Genomic DNA, 13,059 nt, shown 5'->3' on the forward strand with positions numbered 1-13,059 from the left:
GGGGCGTTGGCAGGAAGGGGAGCGAACCGTCAGGAGCGCGCCGGCAGGCTGATGCGCACCTGGTAATGGCGGCCATTTTGCGGCCCGTGCGGGCCGGCGCTGAAGTCGCACTGCACGTCGTGCAGCAGGCGCAGCCGGTCGCGCACGTTGGCCAGCGCGATGCCGTGGCCGCGCTGCGCGGCGCCCAGGGCTGCCGCCGGCGCGGCCGGCAGCGTGTTGGTGATGGTCACGACGACCCGGCTGCCGCGCAGCTCGGTCGCCACCCGCACGCGGCCGCCCGCGGGGCTGGGCTCGATGCCGTGCTTGACCGCGTTCTCGACCAGCGGCTGCAGCAGCAGCGGCGGCAGGCGGGCCCCCTCGGCCCGCACGTCCAGCGACCACTGCACGCGCAGCCGCTCGCCGAAGCGCACCTGCTCGATGTCCAGGTAGCGGCGCGCCAGCAGGATCTCCTCGCCCAGCGTGGCCGACTCGCCCTGCTCCACCAGCGCGTGCCGGAAGAGGTCGCTCAGGTCTTCCAGAATGGCCTCGGCCTTGGCCGGCTCGGCGCGCACCAGGGCGATGGCGCTGTTGAGCGTGTTGAACAGGAAGTGCGGCCGGATGCGCGACTGCAGCTCGGTCAGCCGGGCCGTGGTGGCCGCCGGGGTGCGGCCCCGCGCCCGCAGCACCAGCGCGGCCACCAGCGCGGCCGACAGCAGGGCGCCGGTGGCGGCGCTCGCCAGCCAGGGCGGCTCGGCCGCGGCGCCCACCAGCGCCAGCGTGCCGCAGGCCCAGAGGCCGGCCAGCGCGCCCAGCAGCACGCCCACCGCGTAGTGCCAGGGTGCGGGCAGCCGCTGCAGCGCCTGCTTCAGGCTGCAGGCCGTCAGCAGCCAGGCCAGCGTGGCGGGCAGGGCGCCGCCGGTCAGCAGCGCCAGGCGCGCCAGCCATTCCAGCGGCGACGCGGCCACGAAGAGCGCGCCCACGCCCAGCACCGCCTCGACGAACAGCACGGCCCGCAGAATCACGCCGGCATGGCAGGCGTCGAACACCAGCGCGCGGCCCGCCGGCACGGTGGCCGGGACCGCCGCGCCGAGGGGGGCTGGCTGGGTCGATAAAATTTGCGTTTCCTGCATTGCGGCATCCGGGCGTTCCGGGTGTCTGAACCACCGGATTATTGCCCTCCATGTCCTCCAGCTCCGCCTCCAGCCCGGCTTCCGCGCCTTCCCACAACCAGCTCGACACCAAGGCGCAGGCCTGGTCGGCGCTGTTTTCCGAGCCCATGAGCGATCTGGTCAAGCGCTACACCTCGAGCGTCTTCTTCGACAAGCGCCTCTGGCAGGCCGACATCGCGGGCAGCCTGGCCCATGCCGAGATGCTGGCCGCGCAGGGCATCATCAACGCCGACGACCACGCCGCCATCCAGCGGGGCATGGCGCAGATCACCCACGAGATCGAATCCGGCGCCTTCGAGTGGAAGCTCGACCTGGAGGACGTGCACCTGAACATCGAGGCGCGCCTCACCCAGCTGGCGGGCGATGCCGGCAAGCGCCTGCACACCGGCCGCAGCCGCAACGACCAGGTGGCCACCGACGTGCGCCTCTGGCTGCGCGGCGAGATCGACCTGATCGCCGATCTGCTCAAGGAGCTGCAGGTGTCGCTGGTCGACGTGGCCGAGCAGAACGTGGAGGTGATCCTGCCGGGCTTCACCCACCTGCAGGTGGCCCAGCCGGTGAGCTTCAGCCACCACATGCTGGCCTATGTGGAAATGTTCGCCCGCGACGCCGAGCGCATGCAGGACGTGCGCCGCCGCGTGAACGTGCTGCCGCTGGGCAGCGCGGCCCTGGCCGGCACCACCTACCCGCTGGACCGCGAGCGCGTCGCCCGCACGCTGGGCATGGTGGATGCGAGCGGCGCCGCCATGGTCTGCCAGAACAGCCTGGACGCGGTGAGCGACCGCGACTTCGCCATCGAATTCACGGCCGCCGCGAGCCTCTGCATGGTGCACGTGAGCCGCCTGTCGGAAGAGCTCATCATCTGGATGAGCCAGAACTTCGGCTTCATCAGGATCGCGGACCGCTTCACGACCGGCTCGTCCATCATGCCGCAGAAGAAGAACCCCGACGTGCCCGAGCTGGCGCGCGGCAAGACCGGCCGCGTGGTGGGCCACCTGATGGGCCTCATCACCCTGATGAAGGGCCAGCCGCTGGCCTACAACAAGGACAACCAGGAAGACAAGGAGCCGCTCTTCGACACCGTGGACACGCTCAAGGACACGCTGCGCATCTTCGCCGAGATGGTCGGCGGCCAGCCCGACGCGGCCACCGGCACGAAGGAGGGCGGCATCACCGTCAACGCCCAGGCCATGGAGCAGGCGGCGCAGAAGGGCTACGCCACCGCGACCGACCTGGCCGACTACCTGGTCAAGAAGGGCCTGCCGTTCCGCGACGCGCACGAAACGGTGGCGCACGCCGTCAAGGCCGCCGTGTCGCACGGCGTGGACCTGTCGGAGCTGCCGCTGGCCGTGCTGCAGGGCTTCCACCCGGCCATCGAGAAGGACGTGTTCGACGCGCTCAGCCTGCGCGGCTCGCTGAATGCCCGCAACACGCTGGGCGGCACGGCGCCGGCGCAGGTGCGGGCGCAACTGGCGCGGCACCGGGTACGGCTGGCCTGAACCAGGCCGGGCCGCCTCTCGCAGGCCGGAACCGGGCGGACGGCGGCCGGGCGGGCGGGGCGGGGCGGGTGCTGCGGTCCGTGGGCTTCCAGGCGGACATAATTGTAAAAAGTGTGTCTTGTAGGAATTTTCCGGCAACGGGCGCATCACACGCCGCTGCCCTTCCTCTCTGGAACCGCCCCATGCCACTGACCCGGTCGCCCGCCCTTCGTCTGCTTGCCGCCGCCGGCCTGGCCGCGCTGGCGTTCACCGCGCAGGCCGCGCCGCAGGGCGGGGCCACCCCCGCCGCCGTGGCGGCCGAGGCACTGCCCCCAGCCTATGCGCGCTGGCAGTCGAGCATGGAGGCCTTCGCCGCCGCCGACCGCGACCAGGCGCCGCAGGCCGGCGGCGTGCTGTTCGTGGGCAGCTCCACCATCCGCCTCTGGGCCGATCTGCGCCAGGACTTCCGGCAACTGCCGGTGGTCATCAACCGGGGCTTCGGCGGCTCCACCATGGCCGACTGCAACTACTTCGTCAAAGGCCTGGTGGTGCAGTACCGGCCGCGACACGTGATCGTCTATGCCGGCGACAACGACCTGGCCGAGGGCCGCAGCCCCGCCGACGTGCTGGAGAGCTTCCGCTCTTTCGTGACGGCGGTGCGCACCGCACTGCCGGACACGCGCATCAGCTACATCTCCATCAAGCCCAGCCCTCTGCGCAGCGCGCTGCTGCCCCAGGTGCGCGAGGCCAATGCCCTGCTGGCGGGCTACCTGCAGGGCGTGCCGCAGAGCGACTACATCGACATCTTCACGCCCATGCTGACGGCCGCCGGCGAGCCCCGCACCGACCTGTACGGCCCCGACCGGCTGCACATGAACGGCGCCGGCTACGAACTCTGGCAGGCGGTCATCACCAGCCACCTGGGGGCGGCGGACAAGGGCGGCGTCCCGCTGGAGGCTGCAGCGCCGGCTGGGCCCGGCGGGCTGATGCAGGTCAGCGCGGGCCGCTAGCCGACGCGGCTGCCCGCAAAGCCCGGGCGACTGCCGGCCAGTCGGTGCCTACAACGGCCTGATCGCTGGCGCCGCTACCGTATCCGGCTGGTGCGGCAGCAGGTCGATGTCTTCCGTCAGCGGCGTGGGCTTTTCGGCATAGACCGCGGGCGGCGGCGCGGGCGCGTCGTCCTCGGCGGGTTGGCGGTCGAACCAGAGGGTGACGCGGGCGACCGCGTAGAGGCTGCCGAAGCAGACCGCCAGCAGCGTGATGTCGAGCAGCCACGGGCGTTCGTAATCGGCGCCGAACAGCGTCAGCACCAGCAGCACCACCACCAGGTGGGCGCAGAACACCGCCAGCGAGGCGGATCCCAGCGTCTCCAGCCAGCGCATGCGCGGCAGCCGCGCCAGCAGCCCCGGGCCGAAGCGGATGGCCAGGATCACCAGCGCGAACAGGTCGATCAGCCGCAGCGGCCCCAGCAGCCATTTGTCCTGCAGCACGTTGGCCCAGGGCGCATGCGGGAACGGCACCTGCCCGATGACGTGGCGCCAGACCAGCCCGATCAGCGCAATGGCGCCGGCCAGCCACAGCGTCCAGCGCGGGAACTCGAACGGCGCCGCCGCCGGGTCGTTGCGGCTCGCTCCCATCCAGAGGCCCATCACCCAGAGGAACTGCCACGCGCCCATGACGAAGGAGCCCGTCTCGTGGAAGGGCACCGACACCGGCAGGATGCGGCTGAACTGCGACCATGTCCATTCGGCGAAGCCGAACTGCGACAGCACCCAGAGCAGCACGCTCACGGCCATCACCGGCACCCAGCTGCGCTGCAGCGCGAAGGCCAGCACCCAGGGGCTGAGCAGCATGAAGAGCACGTAGAGCGGCAAGATGTCCAGCAGCGGCGGCTCATACACCAGCAGCAATCCGCCCACCAGCGCGTCCACCGGCTGGGCGAAGTAGAAGGTCAGCAGGCCCTTGACGGCCGGCTGGTCCACATAGAGCCCCACCGTGGTGATGACGGTGAAGAGAAACAGCAGCGTGGCGGCCTGGCAGCCGTAGATGGTGAGCGCGCGGCGCCAGAACGCCTGGCGCATGGGCGCGATGCCCCGGCGGAACGCCACCCGTCCGTACACCAGGCCCGCCATGTAGGCCGACAGCAGCACGAAGCCCTCGGCCGCCGACACGAAGCCGAACGGCTGGCCGAGCGGGATCGACACGCGCGTGGGCAGGTGCGTCACCGTCATCAGCACCAGCATCAGGCCGCGGACGAAGTCGATTTCCCAGCGGCGTTGGGAGGAGGAGGGTGGGGGCATGGGTGTGTGGAGCCTTCTCGGCGCATCTTGGCGGCCAAGGCCCGCTCAGCGGTGTAGGTCGAGTACACCGGCGCGGTTCGGCGGCCGGCTCGCCGCACGGCGGGGAAGGGGCGCCTCGCGATGGGCTAACCTTGCCGGCTTCGGAGCCGGCGCTCCGCCCCCAGTTCGGTATCCACTCGGCACGCCATGACCACGACAACAGCGACGACCACGCCCGATCCTTTCGCCCCCGCCCGCCCGCACCGTGGGCCTCACCTCCGCCCATGGAGCCGCTGGCTTGCGGGGGCTTGCCTCGCGGCGCTGGCCACCGGCGCCCACGCGCTCACCGTCGCCAGCCTGTCGCCGCAGGGCGAGGTGGCGCGGGTGCGGCAGGTGGTCGTCAAGTTCGACAGCGCCGCCGTCTCGTTCGGCGACCCCAAGGCGCCCGCGGCCTTCACCGTCAGCTGCGACGATGCGGCCGCCGGCCAGGGCACGGGCCGCTGGACCGGCGAGCGCGAGTGGGTCTACGACTTCGCCGCCGACCTGCCGCCCGGCGTGCGCTGCTCGGTCACCGCCAAATCGGGCTTCAAATCGGCCTCCGGCGCCGCATTGACGGGCACCACCAGCTATCAATTCAATAGCGGCGGGCCATTCGTGCAGAACGTGCGCCCCGGCACCTACCAGCGCATCGACGAAGAGCAGTTCTTCACCCTGCAGCTCAACGGCGCCGCCACCGCCGCCAGCGTGCTGGCCCACGTGTGGTGCGTGGCCGATGGCGTGGGCGAGCGCATTCCCGTGCGTGCCGTCGAAGGCAAGGACCGCGAGGCGCTGCTGAAGTCCCAGGGGCTGGAAGGCCCGGCCGCCAAGGAGCCGTTGCGCTACGCCACGCTGTCGTGCAACCGCCGGCTCACCTCGGGCTCGAAGGTGCAGCTGGTCTATGGCCGGGGCGTCGCCACGCCCAGCGGCGTGGCCAACAACGTCGAAAAACGCTACGCCTACCAGGTGCGCGAGCCGTTCTCCGCCGACTTCAGCTGCGAGCGCGAGAACGCGCAGGCCGCCTGCCTGCCGATCCGGCCCATGCGCCTGTCGTTCAACGCGCCCGTGCCGCGCAAGCTGGCCGAGGCCATCCGGCTCAAGGGCGACGAGACGCTCAAGCCCACGGTCGATGCGCAGGGCGACGGCGACTCGGTCGTCACCGGCATCACGTTCGCGCCGCCCTTCGCGGCGGGCGCGAAGTTCTCGCTGCAGCTGCCGGCCGACTTCAAGGACGCCTCGGGCCGCACCCTGGCCAATGCGGGCAGCTTTCCGCTGGCGGTGGCCACCGGGGCGATGCCGCCGCTGGCCAAGTTCGCCGCGTCGCCGTTCGGCATCGTCGAGCGCTTCGCCGAGGGCCCCAAGGGCCCGGCGCTGCTGCCGGTGACGCTGCGCAACGTGGAGGCCGACCTGCGCGTGCAGGGCCTGCAGCCCGGCCAGGCGGGCGCGCCCGATGCGGCGGCCTCCAAGGTCGCCACCCTGCAGCCCACCACCGACGCCGAGATCATCGCCTGGATGCGCAAGGTGCGCCGCTACGACAGCGGCACCGTGGACCGCGCCCAGGCGCGCCGCGACGCGCGCGGCCCCCTGCCGGCCGTGCTGGGCGACGACGATCGCCAGCGGGTGCAGACCCGCATGCTGTCACTGCTGAGCGGGCTGCCCGGCGTGAAGGCGCTCGATTTGCCCAAGGCCGCCAGCGGCGACCCGCGCCCGTTCGAGGTGGTCGGCATTCCGCTGGCGCAGGGCTTTCATGTGGTGGAGATCGCGTCGCCCCTGCTGGGCCGCTCGCTGCTCGACGAGCGCCACGGCGCGGGCCGCACCATGTACGTGCGCACCTCGGCCCTGGTGACGAACCTGGCGGTGCACTTCAAGCTGGGCCGCGAGAACGCCGCCGCCTGGGTGACCACGCTGGACAAGGGCCAGGTCGTGCCGAATGCGCAGGTGCGCGTCTCGTCGTGCGATGGCAAGGAACTGGCGCAGGCCACCACCAACGCCGAGGGCGTGGCCACCTTCGAGGGCCTGTCGCCCCAGGCCCCGGTCTGCCAGGGGCAGGGCGACTGGATGCAGGCGTACTTCGTCAGCGCCCGCGCCACCGGCGCGGACGGCGCGCCCGACATGGCCTTCACCTGGAGCGACTGCCAGCGCGGCATCGAGCCCTGGCGCTTCAACGTGCCCACCAGCAGCGAGCCGCAACCCGACGAGATCGCCCACACCGTCTTCGACCGCACGCTGCTGCGGGCTGGCGAGACCGTGTCGATGAAGCACCTGCTGCGCGTGCAGAACCGGAGCGGCTTCGCGCTGCCGCAGAGCGAGCCGGCCACCCTGGTCATCACCCACGTGGGCAGCGGCCAGCAGTTCACCCAGCCGCTGCAGTGGCGCAAGACGGCCACCGGCGGCTTCAGCGCCGAAAACACCTTCGCCGTGCCGCCCGCCGCCAAGCTGGGCGTGTACAGCGTGGAGCTGCGCGGCAGCGACGACCACGAGCGCCCGCGCAGTTTCAGCTCGGGCGAATTCCGGGTGGAGGAGTTCCGCCTGCCGGTGCTGGAAGGCCGCGTGGCACCCTCCGGCAACAAGCCGCTGGTGCGCGCCACCACCGTGCCCACCGACGTGCAGGTGAACTACGTCGCCGGCGGCGGCGCGGCCAACCTGCCGGTGCGCGTGTCGGCCATGGTGCGCGGCAAGAGCCTGCAATATGCCGACTACGACGCCTTCAGCTTCGGCGACAGCTCCAGCGGCGGTGCTGCGGGGAACGGCGAGGAAGAGCCGGCCGCGAGCCAGGACACGCGCGTCATCGCCGACAAGCTGCCCGTCACGCTCGACCGCAACGGCGCGGGCAAGGTCACCATCGCCGACGTGCCCCAGGCCCGCCAGCCGCAGGACCTGGTGCTGGAGGCCACCTATTCCGACCCGAACGGCGAGGTGCAGACGCTGCGCAGCACGCAGACGCTGTGGCCGGCCGCCGTGGTGGCGGGCATCAAGACCGAGGGCTGGGTGTCGGCCGCGCAGAAGATCCGCTTCCAGGCGCTGGCCCTGGGGCTGGAAGGCCGCGCCCAGGAAGGCGTGCCCATGGCGGTGAAGGCCGTGGCGCGCATCACCACCAGCAGCCGCAAGCGCATGGTGGGCGGCTTCTACAGCTACGACAACAAGACCGAAACCAAGGACCTGGGCACCGTGTGCTCGGGCAAGACCGACTCGCGCGGGCTGCTGCTGTGCGAGGCCAGGCTGGACGAGGCGGGCGAGGTGCAGCTGATCGCCACCGCCCGCGACAAGGACGGCAACGAGTCGCAGGCATCGTCCTCCGTCTGGGTCACCAAGCAGGGCGAACTCTGGTTCGGCGGCGAGGACCACGACCGCATCGACCTGCTGCCCGAGAAGAAGAGCTACCAGCCCGGCGAGGTCGCCAAGCTGCAGGTGCGCATGCCGTTCCGCCACGCGACGGCGCTGGTGGCGGTGGAGCGCGAAGGCGTGCTGAGCACCCGCGTGGTGCAGCTGAACGGGCAGGACCCGACGGTGGAGCTGAAAGTGGAAGAGGGCTGGGGCCCGAACGTGTACGTGAGCGTGCTGGCCCTGCGCGGGCGGCTGCGCGAGGTGCCGTGGTACAGCTTCTTCACCTGGGGCTTCAAGGCGCCGCGCGAATGGTGGAGCGCGTTCTGGTACGAGGGCAAGGAATACGTCGCCCCCACGGCCATGGTGGACCTGTCCAAGCCCGCCTACCGGCTGGGCCTGGCCGAGATCAAGGTCGGCACGCAGGCCCACCGCATCGACGTGAAGGTGGCGGCCGACCAGGCGAGCTACCCCGTGCGCGGCAAGGCGCAGGTCACCATCACCGCCACGCTGCCCGGCGGCAAGCCGGCGGCCAATGCCGAAGTGGCCGTGGCCGCCGTCGACCAGGCGCTGCTGGAGCTGATGCCCAACACCAGCTGGAATTTGCTGGAAGCGATGCTGCAGCGCCGCGCCTGGGGCGTGGAGACCTCCACCGCGCAGATGGAGATCATCGGCCGGCGCCATTACGGCAAGAAGGCCGTGCCGGCCGGCGGCGGCGGCGGCCGCGCGCAGACCCGCGAGCTGCTGGACACGCTGCTGCTCTGGCAGCCCGCCCTTCAACTCGACGCCAAGGGCCAGGCGAAGGTGACGGTGCCGCTCAACGACGCGCTCACCACCTTCAAGATCGTCGCGGTGGCCGATGCGGGCACCGGCCTCTTCGGCACCGGCACCACCAGCATCCGCGCCACGCAGGACCTGCAGATCATCAGCGGCCTGCCGCCGCTGGTGCGCGAGGACGACCAGTTCCGCGCCCAGCTCACGCTGCGCAACACCACGCAAAAGGCCATGAAGGTGGAGGTGGCGCCCCGGGCCACGCTGCTGGCGCTGGAGCCCCGCACGGTGGACATTCCCGCCGGCGAGTCGCGCGAGGTGGCCTGGGACGTCACCGCTCCGGCGCAGCTGGCGCAGACCCGCGCCGAGGCGCTGCTCTGGGAGATCGAGGCGCGCGACACGCTGGGCGGTGCGAAGGACGCGCTCAAGGCGCGCCAGCGGCTCGTTCCCGCCGTGCCGCTGACCGTGCAGCAGGGCACGCTGGTGCAGGTGGACGGTCTGTTCCAGATCGACGTGGCCCCGCCCGCCGACGCCCTGCCCGCCAGCGGCCCCAAGCGCGGCGGCCTGAAGATGTCGCTGCAGCCCAGGCTGGCCGAGGGCCTGCCGGGCGTGCGCGACTGGTTCGCCAACTACCCCTTCGCCTGCCTGGAGCAAAAGACCAGCAAGGCCGTGGGCCTGCGCGACGGCAAGCTGTGGCAGGCGCTGGTGGCGCAGTTGCCCACCTACCTCGATACGGACGGCCTGGCCAGCTACTTCCCGCCGCAGGCCGGCAGCGCCGACCGGGGCAGCGACACGCTCACCGCCTACCTGCTGGCCGCCACGCACGAGGCCGCGGCGCTGCATCCCGAGTTCAAGCTGCCCGACGACGCCCGCGCCGCCATGGAGCGGGGCCTCGCCGCCTTCGCCGAAGGCCGCATCCAGCGCGACTTCTGGAGCCCGCGCAAGGACCTGGACATGCGCAAGCTGGCCGCCATCGAGGCGCTGTCGCGCTACGGCAAGGCGACGGGCCGCATGCTGGGCAGCGTCACCATCGCGCCCAACCAGTGGCCCACGCACACGGTGATCGACTGGCTGAACATCCTGAAGCGCGTGCCCGACGTGCCGCAGCGCGACCAGCGGCTGGCCGAGGCCACGCAGATCCTGAAGGCCCGCCTGAGCTACCAGGGCACCAAGCTCGTCTTCAGCACCGAACAGGACGACTACTGGTGGTGGCTGATGCAGAACGGCGACGTCAACACCGCCCGGCTGATGCTGGCCGTGATGGATGACCCGGCCTGGAAGGACGACATGGGCCGCCTGGCCAACGGCTTCATCAGCCGCCAGCAGAACGGCGCCTGGCACACCACCACCGCCAACCTCTGGGGCGGGCTGGCGCTGGAGAGGTTCAGCGCGAAGTTCGAGGCCGTGCCGGTGGCGGGCATCACCCAGGCAACCCTCGCCGGGCAGACCGCCAGCGTGGACTGGGGCAGGGTGGAGCGCGTGAAGACCGGCGACCCGGCAGGCGCCCCGCACCAGACCACCTGGTTCGGCGCGCCGGCCGCGCCCGGCAACCTGCGGGGCAACGGCATGTTCCTGCCCTGGCCGCCCGCGCCCGGCAAGGGCAGCCTGGCCGTGTCGCACCAGGGCCCGGGCAAGCCCTGGCTCACGCTGCAGTCGGTGGCCGCCATCGACCTGAAGGCGCCGTTCTCGGCCGGCTATTCCATTAAGAAGACCATCACCCCGGTGGAGCAGGCCGTGGCCGGCAAATACACGCGCGGCGACGTGCTGCGCGTGCGCCTGGAGATCGACGCCAGCGCGCCCATGACCTGGGTCGCCGTGACCGACCCCATCCCCGGCGGCGCGACCATCCTGGGCAGCGGCCTGGGCCGCGACTCCGAGATCGCCACCCGGGGCGAGACGCGCGGCGGCAACGGCTGGGTGGCCTACGAGGAGCGCAGCTTCGAGTCGTACCGCGCCTACTACGAGTACCTGCCCAAAGGCAAGGTGGAGACGGAATACACCGTGCGACTGAACAACGTGGGCGACTTCGCCCTGCCCCCGAGCCGGGTGGAGGCGCTCTACGCGCCCGAGATGTTCGGCGAGACGCCCAATGCGCGGGTGAAGGTGGGGGCGGCCGCCCGTTGACGGGGCGGGCCGGCGCGTTCGCCGGCCCCGCCAGTTGCTTCGCTTCGGAACGGGGCGGTGGCGCGGCGTGGCACGCGCTTTGCACCTTGGCGCCTGGCCGCCTGGGTGGCCCGGCGCGCCTTTCGCATGGGCACAGGGTGGCGCATCGATGGCTTGGGTTTGGCACCCGCCCGCGGCTTGGCCGTGGCATCGCCACTGTCCGTAGCGCCTGTACGGCGGCTGCCTACAAGTCGAGACAGTTTGTAACTTTAGTATCGATGCGACCCATCCTGTGACGCCTGGTGAGCGCCGGGGAGGGCTTGTGCAAGGTACCCCAAAGTCTCAAGCAGGAGCGAATGATGAATGTTTCCCATTGGCCGCTGGCGCGGCGTCTGGGTTTGGCTTTCGGTGGCGTCATCGCCATCTTCCTGGCGGTCATCGTGGTGGCCATGACCAGCCAGTCACGGTTGCAGGAGGCCGAGCGCTGGAATGCGCACACCTCCAAGGTGCTGATGGCCGCCGACCAGATCCTGCTGGGCATGGTGAACATGGAGACCGGCACCCGCGGCTTTGCCCTGGCCGGCGAGGCCCGGTTCCTCGAGCCTTGGGAGCAGGGCACGCAGCTCTTCAACGCCTCGCTGGCCGAGGTGCGCAACCTCACGGCGGACAACCCGGCGCAGCAAAAGCGGATGCAGGACATGCAGGCCGCGGCCAACCAGTTCATCGAGGTGTCGCGTGCCACGCAGTCGCTGCGCCGCGAGGTGGACGCCGGCACCAGCACGTTGGAGGCCCTGGTGGCCGACGTCAAGCGCGCCCGTGGCAAGGCGGCGATGGACCAGTTCCGCACCCTTCACACCGATTTCATCCGCACCGAGAACCAGCTGCTGGAGCAGCGCGCCGTGGAGGCCGACCGCACCCGCACCCTGACGGTGTGGCTGGAGCTGGGCGGCGTGGCGCTGGCGCTGGTGGTGGCCGTGGTGCTGGGCACCTGGGTGACGCGTTCCATCACGCGCCCGGTGGCACAGGCCGTGACCGTGGCGCAGGCGGTGGCGGCGGGCGACCTGACCAGCCGCATCGACGTGCAGTCGCGTGACGAGGTGGGCGTGCTGCTGGACAGCCTGCGCACCATGAACGCCTCGCTCACCCAGGTGGTGTCGCGGGTGCGGCAGGGCAGCGAGTCGGTGGCCGCCGCCAGCACGCAGATTGCGCAGGGCAATTCCGACCTGTCGGGCCGCACCGAATCGCAGGCCAGCGCGCTGGAGCAGACCGCCGCGTCGATGGAGGAACTCGGCTCCACCGTGACCCAGAACGCCGACAACGCGCGCCAGGCCAACCAGCTGGCGCAAGCCGCCAGCAGCGTGGCCCAGCAGGGCGGCGTGGTGGTGTCGCAGGTGGTGGACACGATGAAGGGCATCAGCGAGAGCTCGCGCCGCATCGCCGACATCATCAACGTGATCGACGGCATCGCGTTCCAGACCAACATCCTGGCGCTGAACGCGGCGGTGGAAGCCGCCCGGGCCGGCGAGCAGGGGCGCGGCTTCGCCGTGGTGGCGGGCGAGGTCCGCAGCCTGGCGGGCCGCAGCGCCGAGGCCGCCAAGGAGATCAAGCAGCTCATCACCGACAGCGTTTCGCGGGTGGAGGCCGGCACCGTGCTGGCCGACGAGGCCGGCAGCACCATGACCGAAGTGGTCAGCAGCATCCGCCGCGTGACGGACCTGATGGGCGAGATCAGCGCCGCCAGCACCGAGCAGAGCGCGGGCGTGGGGCAGGTGGTCGAAGCCGTCAGCGAGATGGACCAGTCGACCCAGCAGAACGCCGCGCTGGTCGAGGAAATGGCCGCCGCCGCCTCCAGCCTGAACACCCAGGCGCAGGACCTCGTGCAGTCGGTGAGCCTGTTCCGGCTGGGACTGCCACGCCGCAGGT

At 71.3% G+C, this 13,059-nt stretch carries 6 protein-coding genes; 4 read left to right on the forward strand and 2 right to left on the reverse strand.

The window, feature by feature from the left end; all coding sequences use genetic code 11:
- Positions 1–29: 29 nt before the first annotated feature.
- Positions 30–1,109, reverse strand: a complete 1,080-nt coding sequence (locus tag ABWV53_RS20240) for a sensor histidine kinase (protein WP_353367940.1) — start codon at positions 1,107–1,109, stop codon at positions 30–32.
- 50 nt (positions 1,110–1,159) lie between these two features.
- Here ABWV53_RS20240 and argH point away from each other — a divergent pair, with 50 nt between their 5' ends.
- Positions 1,160–2,647, forward strand: coding sequence for an argininosuccinate lyase (gene argH / locus ABWV53_RS20245; RefSeq protein ID WP_353367941.1), 1,488 nt, complete (start codon positions 1,160–1,162; stop codon positions 2,645–2,647).
- Between the two features lie 182 nt (positions 2,648–2,829).
- A complete protein-coding gene (locus ABWV53_RS20250) occupies positions 2,830–3,636 on the forward strand; it encodes an SGNH/GDSL hydrolase family protein (RefSeq protein ID WP_353367942.1) in 807 nt (268 codons plus the stop codon).
- A 48-nt stretch (positions 3,637–3,684) separates the two neighbouring features.
- Here the strand turns inward: ABWV53_RS20250 and ABWV53_RS20255 are convergent, their stop codons facing one another.
- Entirely contained in the window at positions 3,685–4,926 is a 1,242-nt protein-coding gene (locus tag ABWV53_RS20255; RefSeq protein ID WP_353367943.1) for an OpgC domain-containing protein, read from the reverse strand.
- Positions 4,927–5,112: 186 nt separating this feature from the next.
- On the opposite strand from ABWV53_RS20255, the gene ABWV53_RS20260 reads away from it, so the two are divergent.
- Positions 5,113–11,157: an alpha-2-macroglobulin family protein gene (locus ABWV53_RS20260; protein WP_353367944.1), complete on the forward strand. Its 6,045-nt coding sequence runs from the start codon at positions 5,113–5,115 to the stop codon at positions 11,155–11,157.
- Between the two features lie 338 nt (positions 11,158–11,495).
- Positions 11,496–13,059, forward strand: a 1,564-nt coding sequence (locus ABWV53_RS20265) for a methyl-accepting chemotaxis protein (protein WP_353367945.1), incomplete at its 3' end; no start/stop codon positions are given.

This window comes from Acidovorax sp. FG27 (genome assembly GCF_040365715.1).
Taxonomy (GTDB): Bacteria; Pseudomonadota; Gammaproteobacteria; order Burkholderiales; family Burkholderiaceae_C; genus Paracidovorax.

Excerpts from the sequence above, each read along its gene's own strand:
- ABWV53_RS20250 (WP_353367942.1), top strand. The coding sequence starts at position 2,830 with ATGCCACTGACCCGGTCGCCCGCCCTTCGTCTGCTTGCCGCCGCCGGC.
- argH (WP_353367941.1), top strand. The coding sequence starts at position 1,160 with ATGTCCTCCAGCTCCGCCTCCAGCCCGGCTTCCGCGCCTTCCCACAAC.
- ABWV53_RS20240 (WP_353367940.1), bottom strand. The coding sequence starts at position 1,109 with ATGCAGGAAACGCAAATTTTATCGACCCAGCCAGCCCCCCTCGGCGCG.
- ABWV53_RS20255 (WP_353367943.1), bottom strand. The coding sequence starts at position 4,926 with ATGCCCCCACCCTCCTCCTCCCAACGCCGCTGGGAAATCGACTTCGTC.
- ABWV53_RS20260 (WP_353367944.1), top strand. The coding sequence starts at position 5,113 with ATGACCACGACAACAGCGACGACCACGCCCGATCCTTTCGCCCCCGCC.